Genomic DNA, 20735 nt, shown 5'->3' on the forward strand with positions numbered 1-20735 from the left:
CGCCACTCCTTGAATGATGTTGGGAAGGATGCGCGAGCAGCGCGCGTCCATGGCGCATTTCTAGGAAATGCTTCGATGCGCGTCCAAGCCAAACGCGGTATCGAGCGATGCTAACTCTGCATCAATCGCCGCGCAGCTGCGGGGCTGCGATTTCAGTTGCGATCTCGATCAATGACGGCAGCAGCTGGTTCTCGTGATCGCGTCGCCACACCATGAACAGCTCGACCGGCACCGGCGTGCGCAGCTTCAGCGGCTTCAGCCGAACATCCGCGATTTTCAGGCTGGCGGCGGCCTCCGGCACGATGGCGATGCCGAGCCCGGCCCGCACCATTGCGAGGATCGAGTGGATCTGGCTGAGATGCTGCACATAGCGCGGCAGCACGTCGGCGCGGGTGAACAGCGACACCAAGAGATCGTGGAAGTAGCGCGCCTCGTAGGGCGAATACATCACGAAAGGCTGGTCGTCGAAATCCTTGATGCTGACGGTCTCGGCTGCCGCCAGCGGATGCTTCTTCGGGATCGCGGCGAGCAACGGCTCGGCGACAACGCGCCGGCTGGCGAATTCCGGCCGCGCGATCGGCGGGCGCAACAGGCCGACATCGATCTGGCCTGTGGTGAGCGCCTCGAACTGTTCGCCGGAGACCATCTCTTTCAGGGAGAAATCCACCTCGGGCAGGCGCGATCGGGCGGCCGCGATCAGGTCAGGCAGGAAGCCGTAGGCGGCGGCCGCCGTGAAGCCGATCTTGAGCGAACCGGTCTTGCCGAGCGCGATGCGGCGCGCGACCTGAGAGGCCGACTCGGCGAGCTTGAGGATGCGTCGCGCCTCCGGCAGGAAGCTGCGTCCCGCCGGGGTCAGTCGCACCGAGCGGCTGGTGCGCTCCAGCAGCGGCGCGTCGATGATGTGCTCGAGCACCTGGATCTGCCGGCTCAGCGGCGGCTGCGTCATGTTGAGCCGCGTCGCGGCGCGGCCGAAGTGCAATTCCTCGGCCACCGTGACGAAACAGCGGAGCTGGTTCAGGTCGAACATCGATGCTAGCCTGGAATGGATCGCTTTAGGATTTGTCCGTTCTAGCATCGATGCCTCCCACTGGCCAAGAAGACAAACAAGAAGACAAAGACGGCGGCCGCAGCCGCCGTCGAGATGTTGTTACGACCGCGAGCGGCCTGGCTCAGGCCGCCTTCAGCTGCACCCGCTTGATCTCGCCGACGATGAACAGATAGGCGATCGCCGCGACCAGCGCGTTGGCGCCGACGAACACCAGCGCGCCGTTGAACGAGCCGGTGGCGGCGAGGATGTAGCCGATGATGATCGGCGTGGTGATCGAGGACAGGTTGCCAAAGGTGTTGAACAGCCCGCCGGAGACGCCGCCGGCTTCCTTTGGCGAAGTATCCGAGACGACGGCCCAGCCGAGCGCGCCGATGCCCTTGCCGAAGAAGGCGAGCGCCATGAAGCCGACCACCAGCGCCTGGCCGTCGACATAGTTGCAGGCGATGATCGACATCGACAGCAGCATGCCGCCGACGATCGGGACCTTGCGCGCCATGGTCAGCGAGCCGGTGCGGCGCAGCAGATAGTCCGAGATCACGCCGCCGAGTACGCCGCCGATGAAGCCGCACAGCGCCGGCAAGGTCGCGACGAAGCCGGCCTGCAGGATCGACAGCCCGCGCTCCTTCACCAGATAGACCGGGAACCAGGTCAGGAAGAAGTAGGTCAGGGTGTTGATGCAGTACTGGCCGATATAGACGCCGAGCATCATGCGGTTGGAGAGCAGCTGGCGGATGTGGTCCCAGCTCGGGCCAGAGTCCTGCGTCTTGCCGGCCTTCGCCGCATCCATATCGACCAGCGCGCCGCCCTCCTTGATGTAGTCGAACTCGGCCTCGTTGATCGCGGGATGGTCCTTCGGCTCGTAGATCGTCTTGATCCAGGCGATCCCCATGATGATGCCGAGCCCACCCATCACGTAGAACACGTGGCTCCAGCCATACGCGTGTGCGATCCAGCCCATCAGCGGCGCGAAGATCACGGTGGCGAAATACTGCCCGGAATTGAAGAAGGCCGATGCGGTGCCGCGCTCATTGCCGGGGAACCAGGAGGCGACGATGCGCGCATTGGCCGGGAACGACGGTGCCTCGGCGATGCCGACCAGAAAGCGCAGGCCGAACAGCAGCACCACCGCCGCGCCGGCGGAGAGGAACCCGACCAGACCCTGCATCGCGGTGAAGATCGACCAGATGATGATGCCGATCGCATAGACCCATTTCGAACCGAAACGGTCGAGCAGCCAGCCGCATGGCACCTGGGCGACCACATAGGACCAGCCGAAGGCCGAGAACACGTAACCCATCGCGACGGGGTCGAGATGCAGTTCCTTGGAAAGGGCGGGGCCGGCGATCGAGAGCGTGGCGCGATCGGCATAGTTCACGGTGGTGACGAGAAACAGCATCGTCACGATCAACAGCCGGACGCGGGATCGCCGCGCATCCGTGGCGGACACAATTGCGCTCATTCGCGCCTCCTTGGAAATTTCCTCAGGGTCTGTCCTAGAGAGATGACGGCAATGGGTCCAAGCCGAAACGGGTATTGATCCATACCGATTTTGAATGGATCGGCCCGGTGTCATTCCACCTTCGACCCCTGTTGCCTCGGCCCTCCAATTAGTGTACCAATAGTACAGTTATTAAGGGTGCAGTGGTGCGCCCCGCTGTTGGAGGTCGAATGACCACGCCACGCGACTACGAGGTGTTTGAGGCAGGTTCGGTGACCTTGCAGGGTGGCGCGGTGTTTCCGCAGCTTGCGCTCGCCTACAAGACCTACGGCACGCTGAACGCGGCCAAAGACAATGTCATCCTCTATCCGACGTCGTTCTCCGCTCAGCATTAGGACATCGAATGGCTGGTGCAGCCGGGCGGGGCGCTCGATCCCGAGCGCTACTTCATCATCATCGCGAACCTGTTCGGCAACGGCCTGTCGTCTTCGCCGTCGAATTCGGCCGAGGTGCTCGGCGGCGCTACGTTTCCCGCCTTCACCTATCACGACGCGGTCGCCATCCAGCGTCGGCTGCTGGTCGAGCGGTTTGGCGTGACCAGGCTCGCGCTGGTCTATGGCTGGTCGATGGGCGGCATGCAGGCCTATCACTGGGCCGCGCGCTATCCCGACATGGTCGAGCGCGCCGCCGTGGTGTGCGGCAGCGCACGGTGCTCGCCGTACAACTATGTCTTCCTCGAAGCTGTGAAGGCTGCGCTGACGGCCGACCCGGCGTACCGGGACGGCCGTTTCGTCACCAAGCCGACCGCCGGCCTGCGCGCGATGGGACGCGTCTATGCCGGTTGGGCGATGTCGCATGAATTCTATCGCGAGGAACTGTGGCGCGCGGCCGGCTTCAACTCGCTGGAAGACTACCTCGCAGAATCGTGGGACAGTGCCTTCGCGCGGCGCGATGCGAATGATCTGCTGGCGCAGGTCGCGATCTGGCAGGCCGGTGACATCAGCCGCTGCGATGAATTCGGTGGCGACTTCGACCGCGCGCTCGCCGCGATCAAGGCGCATGTGCTGCTGATGCCGGGGCGTACCGACCGCTATTTGGATCCGCGCGACAATGAGGACGAGCTCGGCCGCCTGGTCAATGCTCGTTCGGCGGCGCTGCACGCCATTCCCTCGATCCACGGCCACCGCGCCGGCAATCCGATCAACAACGCCGAAGACCGCGCCTTCATCAACGCCGAAATCTCGGCGCTGCTGCAACGCTGACAAATGAGACGACCATGAGCATCGCAGAGACCAGTGACGCCGGACCTCGCCTCAAGCCGCTGAGCCCGCTGACCTTGCGCGACCTGTCGACCAAGTCGAACTTCGCCGGCGCGGTGCGCGCTGCAAGCCATTATGGGATGATCGCTGTTGTTGGAGCGCTGATCTGGCTGGTCTCGTCGCGCTACGGTCTGCCATGGGCGCTGCCCCTGATCGCGTTGCAGGGCTACTTCGTCGCGTTCCTGTTCATGGTGGTGCATGAGACCGCGCACAAAACGGCGTTCCGCAGCCACGCGCTCAATCTCGCCGTCGGCAATCTGTCGGCCTTCATGATTGGACTGCCCTACCAGTATTACTGTCTGTTTCACTGGGACCATCACCGCTACACCCAGGATCCGGAAAAGGATCCGGAGTTGATCGTCGGTCCGAAGCCGGCGTCTGACACCCAGCTCGCGATCGCCTATTCCGGGCTGTTGCAGGTGCTGGTCCGCATCCGTTTGATGTTTCGGCACGCACTCACTGGACAAGTGATCGTGCCGTGGATTCCGCAGCACAAGCGCGCTTCGATCGTGTTGGAGGCAAGACTCTATCTCGCCGGCTACCTGCTGCTGCTTGCGGCATCGCTCGCGCTGCACAGCGCGATCCTGCTCTGGGTCTGGATCGTGCCGCTGCTCGCCGGTCAACTGATCCTGCGGCCGTACCTCTATGCAGAGCACACCGGTTGCGAGCGGACACGGAGCGCATTCGAGAACACGCGCACCACGATGACCGGCCGGATCATGAGGTGGTTCGCCTGGAACATGCCGTATCATGTCGAGCACCATGCCTATCCCACGGTGCCGTTCCATGCGCTGCCGAAGCTGAATGCGGTCGTCGATGGCCACATCGTCTATCGCGGGAGAAATTACCGCGCGGTGACGCGCGAGACCTGGGTGTGGTTTCGCGGCCAGCGGCAGCGGTCGGCCTAAGCGTCGGCGCGCGGCCGCAGCACCAGATTGACGAGGTTGCGGGCATAGGCCGGCGTCAGCGGCTTGATGCCGAAGACGTAGCGATAGAACAGGCTGCCATAGATCGCGTCATAGATATCGCCGGGCACGCCCGGTGCGCCGATGCTGCCGTCCTTCTGGCCGGCGGTGATGATCTCGAGCATCCTGGTACGGCGCAGGCCAAGATAGCGTTCATAGAACAATTCGGCCGTGCCGGTCTTCGAGATGCATTCCGAGATCACCGCAAGCTGCACCCGTCCGAACTCGCCCTGCAACGCCTCGACATAGGTCGCGACATGGCGGCGGATGCGGGCCACGGCACTGCCTGTCTCCGGTAAAGGCACAGCGCGCGAGGCCTGGTCGAGGAATGCATCGATCAGCAACGCCTCGCGGGACGGCCACCATTTGTAGATCGTCATCTTCGAAACGTTGGAGTGCCTGGCGATCGCGTCGATGGTGGTGGCGGCAAGGTCGGTGGTCGCCATCAGCACATAGGCGCTTTGCAGGATCGCGGCTGTGGTTGCGGCGGAGCGCGGCCGGCCGCGCCGCCCCGTCGCCTCGGTCTCCGCCTTGCCGCTCGCCATGGCCGGATTCGCATCCCGTGTTTGAATCATCGTTTCGTGGACCGGCATAGCACGGAATCGAACCCTGGATGAGACTGTCGCCGACGCCAGACCGTCACAGCGGGACGTGGCGGGCTTGCGCGCTTGCAACCAATGTCCGATCATGCCGTTGATATTCGGCATTGGCCTATGATTCTGGCCGGTCGGCATCAGCCGGTCGGTGGGCCACAGCGCGAGGACGGCCATGAGTGACCTGCTTCGCATCGCCATCGTCGGTTTCGGCGAGATCGCCGGCCGGCAGCACCTGCCTGCGATCGCGAAGACATCAGGCGCCGCGTTGGTCGCGGTGGTCGATCCGGTCAAGACGCCGCCCGGCCTGCCGCATTTCCGCGATCTGCAGGAGTTGTTGCGCGATGGGCCGGAGATCGATGCGGTCGCGCTGTGCACGCCGCCGCAGCTGCGTCATGCGCAGGCCACTGCTGCGCTCGCCGCGGGCAAGCACGTGCTGCTGGAGAAGCCGCCGGGCGCGACGTTGAGCGAGCTCACGCCATTGATCGCGGCCGCGCATGAGGCGAGCAGGACATTATTCGCAACATGGCATTCGCGCTACGCGCCCGCGGTTGGGCCGGCGCGGCAATTGCTCGCTGGCCGCACCATCAGCAAGATGACCGTGGTCTGGAAGGAAGATGTTCGCGTCTGGCATCCCGGCCAGGCCTGGATCTTCGAGGCAGGCGGCTTCGGCGTGTTCGATCCCGGCATCAACGCGCTGTCGATCCTGACCGAGATCCTGCCGCGTCAGGTCTTTGTCAGGAGCGCGGTGCTGGACTTTCCCGCCAATCGCGAGGCGCCGATCGCAGCGGAACTCGAATTGTCCGATCAGAGCGGTCTGCCGATCCACGCCCAGTTCGATTTCCGCCAGACCGGCGCGCCGAGCTGGGACATCCTGTGCGAGACTGAAGCCGGATTGGTGACGCTGTCGAAAGGCGGACGGCAGCTGCGCGACGGCGACAGGCTGATGGTCGATGCCACGGGTGAGGAATATCCCGCGCTGTACCGTCGTTTTGTCACGCTGACGTCGGAAGGAAAATCGGACGTCGACCTCGCGCCCTTGCGGCTGGTCGCCGATAGCTTCATGCTGGGGCGACGGCGCCTCGTCGAGGCGTTCGAGGACTGACAATGACATCAGCCAAAATCGCTCGCGCCCCCTTCGGCACATTGCACGACGGCACCGTGGTCGAGCGCGTAACGCTGCGTGGCGAACACGGCTTCGAGGCCGCCATCCTCACCTTCGGCGCCACGCTGCAAGCGCTGCTCGCGTCCGATCGCGACGGACAATGCGACGACATCGTGCTCGGCCATGACGCGTTCGACGGCTATCTCGCGCAGCGCAAATTCTTCGGCGCGACCATCGGGCGCTTTGCCAACCGGATTGCCGGCGGGCGGTTCGTGCTCGATGGCGAGGCGGTGACGCTCGAGGCCAACAACGGGCCCAACGCGCTGCACGGCGGGCCGCAGGGGTTTGATCGCAAGATGTGGCGGATCGTCGAACTCTCGAACGATCCGGGGCCGACGCTGGTGCTGGAGCGCGAGAGCCCGCATGGCGAGGAGGGCTATCCGGGCAATCTTTCGACGCGGGTGACCTATCGCGTGCGCGCTCCGATGGAGCTCTCGGTCACCTACGAGGCGACGACCGACCGGCCGACCTGCCTCAACCTCACCAATCACAGCTTCTTCAATCTCGAAGGTGCGCGCTCGGGCACACAGATTCTCGATCATCGCCTGACCATCCCCTCAGACCATTTCCTCGCGGTCGATGCCACGGCGATCCCGCTACCGGAGCCGCCGCGGCCGGTTGACGGCACGCCGTTCGATTTCCGTGAGCCGATCGCGATTGGCGCGCGGATCAGGATGAATGACGAGCAGCTGCGGCTCGGGCGCGGCTACGACCATAATTTCTGCCTCGCCTCAGGCTCCGACCTTCGCCTGGCCGCGCGCCTCGAGGCGCCGCGCAGCGGTCGTGTGATGGAGCTGTTTACCGATCAGCCGGGATTGCAGTTCTATTCCGGTAATTTCCTCGACGGCTCGAGCGCCGGCAAGGGCGATCGGCTGTACCGGCAGTCCGACGCGCTGTGTCTCGAACCGCATGCCTGGCCGGACACGCCGAACCGGCCCGACTTTCCGTCGGCGCGGCTCGATCCCGGGCAAATCTACCGGCGCAGCATCGTCTACCGCTTTTCAACCGTGTGAGTGACGCCATGACCGATCGTGCCGCCGAGCCGCTGATCGAAGAGGTGCCGGCATCCGTGCTGTCGGCTGAGCGCTGTCATCTTGGCGAAGGCCCGACCTATGACGCGGCAACCGATACTGCCTGGTGGTTCGACATTCGCGAGCGGCGCCTGTTCGAGCATCGTTTTGCAGGCGGTGCCACTGTCATCCACGAGCTGCCGAAAATGGCGAGCGCGTTGGCCCGGATCGATGGAGAGCGGCAGTTGATCCTGACCGAAGACGGACTTTACGTTCGGCGAGTCGCCGATGGCCGCCTGGAGCTGTTCACCGCGCTGGAGGCCGACAATCCGGCGACGCGCTCCAACGATGCGCGCGTGCATCCGTCCGGCACCTTCTGGCTCGGCACCATGGGGCGCCAGGCCGAGCAGGGCGCCGGGGCGATCTACGCGCTGCACCGCGGCCGCATCACGCGGCTTTATCCGGGGATCACGATCCCGAATGCGATCTGCTTCTCGCCCGCGGGCGACATCGGCTATTTCGCCGATACCGCGACCAACGTGCTGCATCGCGTGCCGCTCGATCCGTCAACGGGGCTACCGATCGGCGAACCGATCGATTTGATCAGGCATCGCGGCATCGGCGGGCTCGACGGCGCGGTCGTCGATGCCGATGGGCTGATCTGGAACGCACGCTGGGGCGGTGGCTGCGTCGATATCTATGATCCGAGCGGCGGCCAGCTGCGTTCGCTGAAGGTGCCGGCGAAGCAGTCGAGCTGCCCTTGCTTTGTCGGCCGCGATTTCTCGCGCCTGCTGGTCACCTCGGCCTGGCAGGACATGAATGACGCGCAGCGCGCGGCTGATCCCGGGCACGGCCAAACCTTTTTGCTCGACGCTGCGGCGCGCGGCCGTGCCGAGCCGGACGTCAGATTGTCCTGATGGAAGCGGGCGCGGGCCGCCTTGTTGACGTGACCTGATTATTTGGACGATAGTACAAATATGGTCCGCAAGCCCGCCAAAGCCGACGTGAAGGCCGCTGCCAGCACCCGCAAGCCGAACATGCGCGAGGCGATCCTCGCCGCGGCGGAGGAGTTGTTCTCGACCTACGGCTTCAACGCCGTCTCGGTGCGCGACATCGCGCAGGCTGCCGGCGCCAATCCCGGCAGCGTGACCTATCACTTCAAGACCAAGGACGGCCTGCTGCTGGAAATCTATCGGCGCCATTGCGGGCCGATGAACCGGCGGCGTTCCGAGCTTCTGGCCGCGGCGCGGCGGGTGCGCGATGTGCAGGACCGGCTGGAGGCGATCGTGCGCGCCTATGTGCTGCCGGCCTTCACCTCGGGCAGCGATCTGGCCGGCGGCGGAACGCGGTTCACGCGATTGCGTGCGATCATGTCGGCCGAAGGCAACGAAGTCGTACGCAAGATCATCGCGCAGACGTTCGACGATACCAGCCACGCCTTCATCGACGCGATCCATGAGAGCCTGCCGCACATTCCGCGCACCGATCTGGTCTGGCGTGGCCACTTCCTGCTCGGCGCGCTCTACTACACGCTGGTGACACCGGAGCGCGTCTCGCGCCTGTCGCGCGGCAGCGCCGACGGCACCGATGCCGGTCACGCCATCGAAGAACTGGTGCGCGCGACCGTCGCCGCGCTGCAGGCCGCGCCACTCGACCAAGGGACGCCCGCGCCGCGCAAGGCCGCCAGTGCGAATCCGGGACGAGCGCTGACCTGACCTGCGGAGTTCGTCGCCATGGAGAAACTTCGGCTGCGTACTGTGCTCGGCAATCACCCGCACATCCAGGCGGTGAAGAATGGTGAGCTGCGCTCGGAGCTGTTCGATCTCGACTTCACCGAATTCACGCCGACCAATGCCGCCTTCAAGCCGATGGTGCGCGAGCAGGCGTTCGACGTCTGCGAGATGGCGATCGTGACCTATCTGATGGCGCGTGCGCTCGGCAAGCCGCTGGTGCTGCTGCCGGCAGCGATGGTCGGCCGCTTCCAGCACGGCCACGCGCTCTATCACGCCGACTGCGGCACGCTCAAGCCTGCCGATCTCGAAGGCAAGCGGGTCGGCATCCGCTCGTTCACGACGACGACCGGCGCATGGATGCGCGGCATCCTTGCCAACGACCATGGCGTCAACCTCGAGCGCATCAACTGGGTCACGTTCGAGGATCCGCACGTCGCCGAGTATGTCGACAGCACCGAACGTGCGCCAAAGGGCAAAGCCATCCTTCAGATGTTGAAGGACGGTGAACTGGACGCCGTGCTCGGCGAGACCTCGAGCGATCCGGCGCTCAAGCCGTTGTTTGCCGATCCGGCCGCAGCGGCGGCGCGGTGGTATGCGCAGCACTGCGTCGTGCCGGTCAATCATCTGGTCGTTGTGACGAAGAAACTTGCGACATCGCGACCCGATGTGGCGCGCAGCCTCTACGATCTCCTCAAGCGCGCCAAGGCAATGGCCGGGCCGCCGGGCGTGCCTGATATGGTGCCGTTCGGCGTCGAGGCAAACCGCAAGCCACTCGAACTGATGATCGACTATTGCGTCCAGCAGGCGCTGATTCCGCGACGCGTCACGGTCGACGAGCTGCTCGATGACACAACACGGGACTTGAACTGATGACGATTTCCAGCGATCCGCGGCAATGGCAGATCGGCATGCTCGGCTATGGCGAGGTTGGCCGCATCCTGGCCGAAGATCTGCGCAAGCAGGGCGTGAATGTTGTCGCCTACGATATCAAGATCGATCGCGGGCAGGGCACGCCGCTACGCGCCCACGCGGCGGAGATCGGTGTCGCGCTCGCGCAATCCCATGCCGATCTCGCGACGCGGGCTGATCTCATTGTCTCGGCGGTGACGGCGAACCAGGCGGTGGCGGTCGCCGAGGCCTGCGCGCCGGCAATCCGCAACGGCGCCTGGTTTCTCGATTTCAACTCGGCCTCGCCCGGCGCGAAGCAGCGCGCGGCCGCTCACATCGATGGCGCCGGCGGCCGCTATGTCGAGGGTGCGGTGATGACCTCGCTGCCGCCGTACCGGATCAAGGTGCCGTTGCTGCTCGGCGGTGCCGGAGCACGGGAGCTCGCGCCGCTGCTGGTCGCGCTCGGTTTTGCGGCGAAGGTCGCGAGCGACGAGCTCGGCGTTTCCTCGGCCGTCAAGATGTGCCGCAGCATCATGATCAAGGGGCTGGAGGCGATGGTGATCGAGAGCTTCACCACCGCGCGAGCCTACGGCGTCGAGGATGCGGTGCTTGCCTCGCTCAAGGAGACCTTCCCGGGCATCGATTGGGAGAAGCAGGGCGCCTATTTCTTCCAGCGGGTGATCGAGCACGGCCGCCGCCGCGCCGAGGAGGTCCGCGAGGTGGCGGAGACCGTGCGCGAGGCCCACCTCACGCCGTGGTCGGCATCGGGCACCGCCGAACGGCAAGCCTGGGTCGCCGATCTTGCCGATGAGGGTGTGTTCGGTGTCAAGGGAACGCCGGACTTCGCCCGCAGCGCCGACTGGCGCACCGAGGCCGATCGGATCCTGGCCCGAGTCAATCCGGGATCACGCAAGAAGATCGCGTGATCACCGGACAGCATCGCGCGGACTTCAAGTCGAGACCGACAGCTTGGCGATCTCGGCTGCATCAGGCAGATTCTCGACATTCCAGCAGGCGTCCATGACGTGGCGCGCCGCGGCGGCTGGAATGATGCCTTCGGCGAGATCGGAGAACTTGGTCTCGAGCTGCTTGTCGGTCATCGGGACCTCGACGCTGCCGATGGCATGTTCGATGTAGCGATGCAGCGAGCGGCCATCCTTGAGCACGACGGTCATGTCGACCTGCGCCGGATCGATGCCCGGGGTGATCACCGGCATCACCTTCGACCGCAGCGCGACGATGGTCGGGTCGGTGACGGCGCGGTCGCTGAACTGCTTCTCGCCGCCGGCGCCCTCGACCAGCGCGACGGCAACCGCGTGATAGATGCTGAACTTGCCTTCGAGACCTTCGCGCGGCGTCTTCTTGCCGGTCAGCTCGAGCACCAGCGGATGCACCTTGAGATCGACGCGCTCGATCTGGTCGGCCGTCAGCTTGTTCTCGTTGCGCAGCTGGATTGCAGCGTCGATCGCCGGATGCATCACGATGCCGCAAGCGAACGGCTTGTAGGTGTTGAGGGCAGCTTCGTAGCGCTTGCCGAGGTCGCCGAGGATCTCGCTGTAGTCCTGCTTGGTGCTGATCGTGTTGGCCCAGCCGCGCTTGGCCTCGATCATGCTGTCGGAGGACGTGAAATTCTTCGAGGCCAGCATCGCGGCGAAGATGCCGTTCGATGCGGCGCGACCCGGATTGAAGCTCTTGTTCATCGAGCCGAAGGATTCGCGCAGGCCCACCGGCTGCGACGCGGCAAGGCCGAGCGCCCACACCATCTGCTGCTCGTTGAGGTTCAGCAGCTTGCCGACCGCAGCGGCCGAACCGAACACGCCCGCGGTGCCGGTGATGTGCCAGCCGACGTCGTAATGATTGGGATAGACGGCGTTGCCGATCCGGCATTCGGTCTCGACCCCCAGCACCAGCGCGTTGAGGAAGTCCTTGCCCGACACCGGCTGCATCTCCGACAGCGCGAGGATGGCGGACGCCACCGGGCCGGCCGGATGGATGATCGTCTTCAAATGGGTGTCGTCGTAGTCGAAGATGTGGCTCGACACGCCGTTGAGGAAGGCGGCGTTCATGATGTCGAAGCGCTCGCGCCGCCCGAACAGCGAGGCCTGGGCCGGGCCCGAGAATGGTGCCAACGCGGAGACCGCGATGTCGACGGTCTGATGATGAGAGCCGCCGATGGCGACGCCGACCCAGTTCAGCAGCGTACGGACGCCCTCCTTGCGCACATTGGCCGGCAGGTCGTCGTACTTTGCCGCGACAAGATAGTGCGCGAGCTTGCGCGTCACGTCCTGCGCGGGCTTGGGTTCAGACTTGTTGGCTTCGGGCTTGGCCGGCGTCTGGGCGACCGCCGTGGTCGCCGCCGATGCGATGAAGGGGATGGTGGCCGCGGCCTGCAGCAGCGATCGGCGGTCGGTGATCGACATGGTGGTCTCCAGGAGTAAGATGGGTATTGAAGCGGCTGATTGGGCCAATACCGGACCGACCGTATCAGGCTATGGCGGTCGGGAGCAGGCGTGCAAAACGGCTGCCTGTTTCGCTCGCGCAGCCGCTTGACGAAGACGGCGGAGTCGTTTCTGACGCGCGGTTCACGCCGCGTCACGGTGAATCCGTCGCGTTCCCTGACGCTGCGTAATAGGCTAATGCTCGGGCCGCATCTTGCATCAGCCCGGTTCTGGCGGAACGCGCGAACCGAAATCCTGGAGGCACTCCCATGAAGAATTCCGGCAAGGTCGTTGCCATCACCGGCGCCGCGCGCGGCATCGGCAAGGCCTGCGCGGCGCGCTTCCTGGCCGATGGCGCCAGGGTCGTCATCTCCGATGTCGACGCGGCCGGATTGGTCCACGCCGCCCAGGAACTCGGACATGAGGACCGGCTGCGGGCCGTCGAAGCCGATGTCAGCAAGCGCGCCGATGTCGATCGCATCGTCGCTCACGCGGTGAAGGAGTTCGGCCGGCTCGACGTCATGGTCAACAATGCCGGCGTCGCGCGCAATCGCGACTTCCTCGACATCAGCGAGGCCGAGTTCGACGACGTGATGGGGATCAACCTCAAGGGCGCGTTCTTCGGCGTCCAGGCCGCGGCGCGCCAGATGATCGCGCAGGGCGGTGGCGGCGTCGTCGTCAACATGTCCTCGGTCAACGCGCTGCTCGCGATCCCCTCGCTTGCGACCTATGCGATGTCCAAGGGCGCGATGAAGCAACTCACCTCGGTGGCCGCGGTGGCGCTGGCGCCGCACGGCATTCGCGTCGTGGCGGTCGGGCCCGGCACGATCCTGACCGAGATGGTGGCGACCGCGATCTTCTCGTCGGAGGACGCGCGGCGCAGCGTGCTCTCGCGCACACCCGCCGGCCGCTGCGGCGAGCCGAGTGAGGTCGCCTCCGTCGTGGCCTTCCTCGCCAGCGACGATGCCTCCTACATCACCGGCCAAACCATCTATCCGGACGGCGGCCGCTTGATCCTCAACTACACGGTGCCGGTCACCGAGAAGAAGTAGGGCGCTGCCAAAACATCGAAAACAACCCCATGCAAAGTAGCCGCCGGGGGCCGATCGGGGGACTTGACGCGTCGGGCAACTCAGGGATACATTTCCAATATTCCGAAATCGTGCAAGCGGCGTCCCCATGATGTCGCGAGAACGCCGGCGTATGACTCACAGGCCGCGCCACACCTTCCGTGTCGTCCCGGCGAAGGCCGGGACCCATAGCCACAAATCCCGATTGTTGCGCGATGCTGGGACGACGAGTCCCTTCAACAACAGCCGCCGCGGAGTATGGGTCCCGGCCTTCGCCGGGACGACGCCGGACGGCGTCGCGCACCAATGTCTCAGCAAAACTGGATCACTCGCTTTTCGCGTGCGCGGGTGATGACACCGGATGTCTACCGGCCCTCAAACTTTGGCTTGCGCTTTTCCATGAAGGCGTTGCGGCCTTCGCGGAAATCGGCGCTGTCCATGCAGTCGATGCCGATCTGCCTGATCGCGGCCATGTCGCGATCGGCGGGATCCTTGAGCACCTGTGCGATGGTGATCTTGGCGGCCTTGATCGCCAGCGGCGCATTGCCCGAAATGGTGCGCGCGATCTCCATGGTCGCATCCCACAGCTCGGCATCCGACAGCACGCGATCGACCAGGCCGATCCGCAGCGCCTCGGCTGAGTCGATCCGCATGCCGGTGTACATGATCAGCCGCGCCCAGGACGGGCCGACCAGCGACACCAGATGGCGCAAGCCGTCATAGCCATAGGCGATGCCGAGCTTGGCGGCGGGAATGCCGAACTGGCCGCTTGAGCCGGCGATACGGATGTCGGTCAGCATCGCGACCTGCATGCCGCCGCCGAGGCAGAAGCCGCGGATGCAGGCAATCGTCGGCTTCGGATAGTCGGCGAGCAACGCGCGCTGGGCAGCGCTGCGCCGTGAATATTCCTCGGAGGCTTCAGCGTTGTGGCGGGTCTTCTCGAACTGGCTGATATCGGCGCCCGACACGAAGGCCTTGTCGCCGGCGCCGACCAGGATCACGACGCGGACGGCAGGATCGTCGCGCAAGGCGGTCAGCGCCTCGCCGAGCCCTTCCCACATCTCCAGCGACATCGCGTTCCGCTTGTCGGGATTGTTGAAGGTGATGACGCCGACGCCATCGACCACGCTTTGCAGGATCTTGCCGTCGGCTAGCGATCGATCTGAGGTGTTTGGCATATGAAGGTCCGGTCTGATTTCGGCCAAAGCTGCTGCCAAGGCCCACACCAAAGCTAGCACCCGGCCGCGCGCGGGGGCAGGCAGTTTAGAGCACGGCGCGATTGCACCGGCGTGCGGTAACTCTTCCGGTAGTTGTACGGCTCGCAAAATAAACGGTCGGGAAAGGGTTGCGCCATAGAGTTCGTCGCCCGCACTCCGTCCGGCTTAACTTTTTCCTAGTTTTTCGACGGTACGACTGTACGCACCTGCGCGCAGGGATCACCCGCGACGCGCTGGGACGCGTGCCGCAGCCTTCCCGCTGCCGTCGCGTCGGTAGCGGAAGTCCCACCACTGGACCGGCAGGGACGCCGGTCACCCCTCGACCTCCGTGCACTCACATCGCCTCGGGCGAGGTCCAGTCGTGTCCGTCGAAAAGTTTCTTAGGCAACGCGGTGTCAGGGTCACGGTCAACGGCAGCTACACGCTGCCGAATTGGTACGACGCGCAGGGCAAATTGCGCACCTTCGCCTGCCGCACCACGCGCGTCTCGCCGTTCCGCATGATCGTCGACGTGCCCGTGGTCGGCAAGATCGGCGACCGGCTGACCTCGTATTTCGAGGAATTCGGCAAGTTCGAAGGCTGCATCACCGACACGATGAGCGGCAGCTTCCTGCTCGAGCTCGAGATGACGCATGCGATGCGGGAGAAGTTCGCCGACAAGCTGACCTGGATCGAGAAGAAGCAGAAGGATCCGAGCGTCCGCGAGACGCGCAACAATCCGCGTTTCGTGCCCATCGCCCCGCACGCGATGCTGACCCTGGCGGACGGAACCATGCAGAGCTGCTTCATCATCGACATGTCGCTGTCGGGCGCGGCGGTGTCCTCCGAGGTACAGCCGCCGATCGGCATGCCGCTTGCGATCGGCGCTTGCGTCGGGCGCGTGGTCCGGCATCTCCCGAACGGCTTCGCCGTCAAGTTCGTCGAGACCTACAAGCAGAGCGAGCTCGGCCGCCTGATCGCGCGCAAATCCAAGGACCTGCTGGTGGTGTCGGCCGACGCGGACCCGGTTGTCTAGGGCTTACTTGTTGAGTGAAGTGCCTGCATTCTCGTTCTGGTGATCCTTCCGATCCACGCTCATGCCGTGGGTTCGGTCAAGGGAGAATGGCATCACCCCGTGAGACCCGCCTTACGCAATCCGTCAAGGAAGTGTTCGCGGTCGGCAATATCGCGATATCTCTCGGCGCGGACCCGCGCGAGGTCGATAGACTTCGGGGGGATGCCTTGGCCATTCGCGTTCAGTTCACGACGCCGTGCGCTGACGAACGCGTCGGCTTCGGATTGCGCCTCGCCGAGCCGTCCCATCTGCCCGTAACAGGCCGCGAGGAGGCCGTGCGACCACCTGTCGAACCCTCGTGCCTCCATCAACGCCTTGACCGCCCGCTCGTACTCGCGTCCCGAATAGAGCGCGAGCGCATGATACCAATGGTACAGATTTGGCGGAAAGGGATTGAGCTGTTTGGCTGTCCCGATCCATTGCAGCGCCTCGCGCCAGCGTCCCCAGTAGACCAGGATGTTGGCGTAGACGGCGGCGACATCGGCATCGTTTGGATTGAGCGCGAGCGCGCGGCTGAAGTGGATTTCGGCCTTGGCGTCTTCCTTCCGCAGGAACAGCAGCTGCGCGAAGACGCCATGAGACCAGGCGTCGCCGTCGTCGATATCGAGCGCTGTCTCCATCGCGCCAACTGCGTCGTCCAAAGTCGCTGTGGTGGGCGATTCGAGAAATGCGTCGCAGACGATCGTCCAGGCGATGTTGACATGGGCGCGGGCATATTGCGGGTCGAGGGCGACGGCGCTTCGAAAATACGCCCTGGCCTGCGCCATGTCCTTCACAGTGAGCTGACGCCATCGTTCGTTGCCGAGCAGAACGAAGTCATAGGCGGTAATGCTGGAGGTCGGCTTGCGTCTGGCGATGTCGCGGTCGGCGTCCTCCAGCCGGCCTGGCAGGCCGGCGACGATCGCCCGGACGATCTCGTCCTGCAGGCTGAAGATGTCTTCGAGGTCGCGGTCGTAGCGCCCGGTCCAGAGACTGTAACCGCTCCCGGCATCGAGAAGCTGGACGGTCACCCGGACGCGGCTGCCGAACTTGCGCACACTCCCTTCGGCCACATACCGGACTCCGAGCTCGCGACCGACCCTTTTGATGTCCGCCGACTTGCCCCTGTAAGCAAAGCTGGAGTGTCGCGCGACGACGAACAACGACCTGAACCGTGACAGTTCTGCGATGATGTCTCCCGTGATCCCATCGGAGAAATAATCCTGCCCAGGATCGCCGCTCAGATTCGAAAATGGAAGCACCGCAAGTGACGGCCCGTCGGACACGACAGGTGCCGGTGAAATGGACAGGCCAGCTCCGGATCCGGTGGTGACCGGCGGCCCGACGTAACGGTAGCCGCGGCGAGGCAGCGTCTCGATCCAGCTGGCGCCGCCTTCGACATCGGCAAGGACCCGTCGCAGGGCGGCGATCTGTACGGTGAGGTTGCTCTCCTCGATCGCAAGCCCCGGCCACGCCGCTTGCATCAATGCATCCTTGGACACCGGCGTTCCGGCGCGTGCGACAAGCTGCCGCAGCAACATCACCGCGCGCCGTCCGAGCGCGACCGGTTCGGACTCTCGAAACAGCATCTCGGCCTCTGCGTCGAGGCGGTAGGGACCGAATTCGAGGGTCGTCGCCAATATGGTCTCCATGGCTTGGAGCCTACATTTTTCGCAACTTTTTCGGAACGGATTCATGACCCCAGGGAAACGGGCGACCATGCTGCGGCGGCGCTGAAAACCTGGAGGAGGGCTCGATGCGTGAACCAAGCCATCTGGTCGAAATGGACGATCCTGTGGCCGCCCGTCGGGATCCGGACGTGATTGCCAATGCCCCGGACCGGGTTTGCCGCATGCTCGAGGCGGTCCAAGCGCTGACCCCGCTGATCGCCGCACGGCGCAACGAGTTCGACGGCGATCGGCGATTGCCGGACGAGGTTTTCGCGGCGCTAGCCGATGCAGGCCTGTTTCGCCTGTGGCTCCCGGAACGGCTCGACGGGCCCGAACTGTCTCCCTTCGCGTTCATGCGTGTCATCGAAGCCGCCTCGGCGCTCGACGGCTCGGTCGGCTGGCTCGCCGGCAACGGCGGCGGCATGAGCCGGATCGGCGGCTACCTTGGTGAGGCCGTCGCACGCGAGTGGTTTGCCGATCCACGTGCCTTCGTCGCCAGCTCGACCGGTGCGGTCGGCACGGCGACCCCCGTCGCGGGCGGTTATTGTCTTTCCGGGCACTGGCCGTTCGGCAGCGGCGCGCACCACGCGACGCGCTTCATGGTGCTCGCCAGCGTCAGCCCCGCGGATCCGGCTTCGCCGCTTCTCTGCTGCTACGTCGGCCGGTCGGATGTGACCATCCTCGACAACTGGCATGTGTCCGGACTGCGCGGCACCGGCAGTTGCGATTTCGAGGCCCGCGATATTTTCGTGCCGGCAGCTCACGTCCATCCGTTTCTCGGTCTGCAACCGACCCAACCCGGACTGCTTTATCGCATGCCGCCATCATCCGTGTTCGCGTGGAGCATCTGCGGCGTGCCGCTCGGGATTGCGTCCGGCGCTGTCAGCTCGTTCGCCGAACTTGCCTGCCGGAAAGGCCGCCCCGGAACCCGAACCGCGCTTTGCGATCGCGAAATCGTTCAGGCGACGGTCGGGCGGACCAGAGCGATGCTTCGCGCCGCCCGTGGCTTCCTGACCGATGCCATGGCGGAGTTGATCGCCGCCACGGATACGGGCGGCCAACGGCTGGTGGAGGCCCGCGCGGACATTCGAATCGCCAACGCGCACGCGGCGGAGACCGCGATGTCCGTCACCGACATGCTGGCCGCCAGCGCGGGCGCCGCCGCCATCTTCGAGACCTGCGCCCTGGAGCGTGCGGGGCGCGACGTGCGCGCGGCGGCCAAGCACATCGCGATGAGTCCGAACAACTACATCATCGCCGGTCGGCTGGCGCTTGGGCTCGATGCCGGCTCGGCGAGGTTTTGAAGTAACGCATCACCTAACGGAGTGCCCAATGTCTGTGGTCTGCCGGCCGGCGCGTGCGCGGGATCTGGAATTGGCCGATGCCCTTGTCGTCGCCAGCATCAACGACCTGACGGAGCGGCATGGCTTCGGGCCGATGGCCGTGCGTTCGCCGCCCGCATTTCAGCTGTTTTCGCTGAAGGACGATGCCGGGGGTCTCTGGGTGGCCGAGGAGGGCGAGCGAATCCTCGGATTCGCCTGGAGTTGGGTCTGCGACGACATGTGGTTTCTGGCGCAGCTGTTCGTGTCACCGGACCAGCAGGGGAGGGGCGTCGGCGACGAACTGATCAGGCGGACGCTGGAACACGCCGAGCAGTCGCACGCTTCCAACCGGGTCCTCATCACCTTCAGCTTCAACACGGTATCGCAAGGGCTCTACATTCGCCATGGACTGCTGCCGCGGTTTCCCATCTACAGTCTCAGCGCATCGCGCGAGCAGTTGATGGGTCGTTTGCGTGGCCCACGGTACGACACGACGCCACTCGAGCCAGATGGTTCGACCCTACGTCGTCTCGCGCAAGCAGACGAGCGTGTGCTCGGCGTCTCGCGCGCAAAGCATCACCGCTACCTGATCGATGATAGCGGGGTGAGTGGGTTCAATCTCTACGACCGGAACGATTGGGTGGGGTACGCCTACGTCGATGCTGGCGGACATGTCGGGCCAGTCGCGGTCATGGAGTCCCAGCACGTCGCTCCCGCCTTCAGGACGGCGCTGCACCTTGCGGTCGAGCGCGGCTCGTCGCGTGTGTCGGCGTTCCTGCCCGGCGCAAGCGCTGCGGCTCTCAACACCGCGATGGAGCTTGGGATGCGGATCAAGTTTCCGATGTTGCTGATGTCGTCGCGCGAATTTGGCAACTGGGTCCAGTATCTGCCGCGTAACCCCGGATTCATGTGAGCGTGGCTACCTGGCAAGTCATCGTGCATGCGGCCGGGGTGTCCGTTCCGCGCGTTACGTCAGCTCTTCCGGATCGTCGGCTGCGCGCATCCGCGCGATAAGGTCTTCCGTAGCTGTTGCACCGGCCGCCGCGATCGCGATCTCGCGCGCGAGGTTGGTGGATTCGGCCCACAGCAGGAAGAACACCAGCGGCGGCCGCTCGCGCGCCTCCAGCATCTGCCGGCAGCGCTCCGCCGCGCCGTCGAGCGCCCACCACTGCCGGGCGACGACCATGACCTTGCGGAAGCTTCGCAAGGTGCCGGAGAATTTTTGCGGATCAGCTCCCACGAGGGTGCCGCAATGGTTCAGCCAGTTCAGCCCGGCGTAGATCGCAATCCCGTAATCGTCGATCGCCGTCCCGGTGAAATCGACGACGGTCTTGTCGTGGGCGCGCTGCCGCAAGAAAGCGTCGATCATCTCCGCCTGGCGCGCCGGATCGGCGAGCAGCGACGCGTCCTTGCGCGGTACCATCGGAATATAACGCATCGCTTCGAGCCGCGTGTGCTCCCAGATCGCTCTGGCGTCGCCGAGCAGGTCGCCCGGCTTGCGCTTGCAGGCCGGATAGACCAGCACGCCATTGTCGGCGAGATCGAGATAGCGCGGCACGACCTTGTCGAGCGCGGCGAGAAACGCCGAGGGATCGCTGAGACCGCGCAAGTCGCTGGCGGCGTCCTCCGCTTGTTCAGGCTTGTTGCCGCGTGTCCAGCCGAAATTGGCCATCCCCGGACGCCCCGATCTCAACCTGTGCGTCAGGTTAAATGGAAAATGCGACGAAGCAAATGCGGCATTTGCGGTTGCGCGGCCACGCCTGTTGGCCGCTGCCGGTTGACGCCGACGAGCGCCGCGCCTAGCTCATGGTTAACAGGGCAGGCTG

18 protein-coding genes and 1 pseudogene are annotated in these 20735 nt (G+C 64.9%); 12 read left to right on the top strand and 7 right to left on the bottom strand.

Annotation, left to right across the window (positions count from 1 at the left end; translation table 11 throughout):
• Positions 1-121 precede the first annotated feature (121 nt).
• Both JQ616_RS20755 and JQ616_RS20760 read right to left on the bottom strand, forming a co-directional pair.
• Positions 122-1027 (bottom strand): LysR substrate-binding domain-containing protein, encoded by a 906-nt coding sequence (locus JQ616_RS20755; protein ID WP_212017447.1) that lies wholly within the window; start codon positions 1025-1027, stop codon positions 122-124.
• 142 nt (positions 1028-1169) lie between these two features.
• A complete protein-coding gene (locus tag JQ616_RS20760; RefSeq protein WP_212017449.1) occupies positions 1170-2507 on the bottom strand; it encodes an MFS transporter in 1338 nt (445 codons plus the stop codon).
• Between the two features lie 209 nt (positions 2508-2716).
• Here JQ616_RS20760 and JQ616_RS20765 point away from each other — a divergent pair.
• Both JQ616_RS20765 and JQ616_RS20770 read left to right on the top strand, forming a co-directional pair.
• A pseudogene (locus JQ616_RS20765) lies at positions 2717-3748 on the top strand (alpha/beta fold hydrolase).
• A 14-nt stretch (positions 3749-3762) separates the two neighbouring features.
• Positions 3763-4713: a fatty acid desaturase gene (locus tag JQ616_RS20770; protein ID WP_212017451.1), complete on the top strand. Its 951-nt coding sequence runs from the start codon at positions 3763-3765 to the stop codon at positions 4711-4713.
• Here the strand turns inward: JQ616_RS20770 and JQ616_RS20775 are convergent.
• Positions 4710-5315: a TetR/AcrR family transcriptional regulator gene (locus tag JQ616_RS20775; RefSeq protein ID WP_212017453.1), complete on the bottom strand. Its 606-nt coding sequence runs from the start codon at positions 5313-5315 to the stop codon at positions 4710-4712. The genes JQ616_RS20770 and JQ616_RS20775 overlap by 4 nt on opposite strands.
• A 223-nt stretch (positions 5316-5538) precedes the next feature.
• Here JQ616_RS20775 and JQ616_RS20780 point away from each other — a divergent pair, with 223 nt between their 5' ends.
• The 6 genes from JQ616_RS20780 to JQ616_RS20805 are packed head-to-tail and all read left to right on the top strand — an operon-like array spanning position 5539 to position 11085.
• Complete coding sequence (locus JQ616_RS20780) at positions 5539-6468, top strand: Gfo/Idh/MocA family protein (RefSeq protein WP_212017455.1); 930 nt, start codon at positions 5539-5541, stop codon at positions 6466-6468.
• 2 nt (positions 6469-6470) lie between these two features.
• Complete coding sequence (locus tag JQ616_RS20785) at positions 6471-7541, top strand: aldose epimerase family protein (RefSeq protein WP_212017457.1); 1071 nt, start codon at positions 6471-6473, stop codon at positions 7539-7541.
• Between the two features lie 35 nt (positions 7542-7576).
• Entirely contained in the window at positions 7577-8455 is an 879-nt protein-coding gene (locus JQ616_RS20790) for an SMP-30/gluconolactonase/LRE family protein (protein WP_212017898.1), read from the top strand.
• Positions 8456-8515: 60 nt separating this feature from the next.
• On the top strand, positions 8516-9253 hold the full coding sequence (locus JQ616_RS20795; RefSeq protein ID WP_212017459.1) for a TetR/AcrR family transcriptional regulator: 738 nt from the start codon (positions 8516-8518) through the stop codon (positions 9251-9253).
• Between the two features lie 18 nt (positions 9254-9271).
• On the top strand, positions 9272-10141 hold the full coding sequence (locus tag JQ616_RS20800) for an ABC transporter substrate-binding protein (RefSeq protein WP_212017461.1): 870 nt from the start codon (positions 9272-9274) through the stop codon (positions 10139-10141).
• Complete coding sequence (locus JQ616_RS20805; RefSeq protein ID WP_212017463.1) at positions 10141-11085, top strand: NAD(P)-dependent oxidoreductase; 945 nt, start codon at positions 10141-10143, stop codon at positions 11083-11085. The genes JQ616_RS20800 and JQ616_RS20805 overlap by 1 nt, the downstream gene beginning before the upstream one ends.
• 24 nt (positions 11086-11109) lie before the next feature.
• On the opposite strand, the gene JQ616_RS20810 is transcribed toward JQ616_RS20805, so the two are convergent.
• Positions 11110-12579, bottom strand: a complete 1470-nt coding sequence (locus JQ616_RS20810; protein WP_212017465.1) for an MmgE/PrpD family protein — start codon at positions 12577-12579, stop codon at positions 11110-11112.
• Between the two features lie 287 nt (positions 12580-12866).
• Between JQ616_RS20810 and JQ616_RS20815 the strand changes: the two genes are divergently transcribed.
• A complete protein-coding gene (locus tag JQ616_RS20815) occupies positions 12867-13649 on the top strand; it encodes an SDR family NAD(P)-dependent oxidoreductase (RefSeq protein WP_212017467.1) in 783 nt (260 codons plus the stop codon).
• 383 nt (positions 13650-14032) lie between these two features.
• Here the strand turns inward: JQ616_RS20815 and JQ616_RS20820 are convergent, their stop codons facing one another.
• On the bottom strand, positions 14033-14845 hold the full coding sequence (locus JQ616_RS20820; RefSeq protein WP_212017469.1) for an enoyl-CoA hydratase: 813 nt from the start codon (positions 14843-14845) through the stop codon (positions 14033-14035).
• 400 nt (positions 14846-15245) lie between these two features.
• On the opposite strand from JQ616_RS20820, the gene JQ616_RS20825 reads away from it, so the two are divergent.
• The gene (locus tag JQ616_RS20825; RefSeq protein ID WP_212017471.1) at positions 15246-15899 is read left to right on the top strand and encodes a PilZ domain-containing protein; all 654 of its coding nucleotides are present in this window, start codon (positions 15246-15248) and stop codon (positions 15897-15899) included.
• Positions 15900-15991: 92 nt separating this feature from the next.
• Here the strand turns inward: JQ616_RS20825 and JQ616_RS20830 are convergent, their stop codons facing one another.
• Positions 15992-17557: a winged helix-turn-helix domain-containing tetratricopeptide repeat protein gene (locus JQ616_RS20830; RefSeq protein ID WP_212017473.1), complete on the bottom strand. Its 1566-nt coding sequence runs from the start codon at positions 17555-17557 to the stop codon at positions 15992-15994.
• A gap of 116 nt (positions 17558-17673) precedes the next feature.
• Between JQ616_RS20830 and JQ616_RS20835 the strand changes: the two genes are divergently transcribed.
• The gene (locus JQ616_RS20835) at positions 17674-18891 is read left to right on the top strand and encodes an acyl-CoA dehydrogenase family protein (protein WP_212017475.1); all 1218 of its coding nucleotides are present in this window, start codon (positions 17674-17676) and stop codon (positions 18889-18891) included.
• Positions 18892-18919: 28 nt separating this feature from the next.
• Positions 18920-19822 (top strand): GNAT family N-acetyltransferase, encoded by a 903-nt coding sequence (locus tag JQ616_RS20840; RefSeq protein WP_212017477.1) that lies wholly within the window; start codon positions 18920-18922, stop codon positions 19820-19822.
• Between the two features lie 54 nt (positions 19823-19876).
• Here the strand turns inward: JQ616_RS20840 and JQ616_RS20845 are convergent, their stop codons facing one another.
• Positions 19877-20581: a hypothetical protein gene (locus tag JQ616_RS20845; RefSeq protein WP_212017479.1), complete on the bottom strand. Its 705-nt coding sequence runs from the start codon at positions 20579-20581 to the stop codon at positions 19877-19879.
• Between the last annotated feature and the right edge of the window lie 154 nt (positions 20582-20735).

Source organism: Bradyrhizobium tropiciagri, assembly GCF_018130545.1.
Classification (GTDB): Bacteria; Pseudomonadota; Alphaproteobacteria; order Rhizobiales; family Xanthobacteraceae; genus Bradyrhizobium; species Bradyrhizobium tropiciagri_A.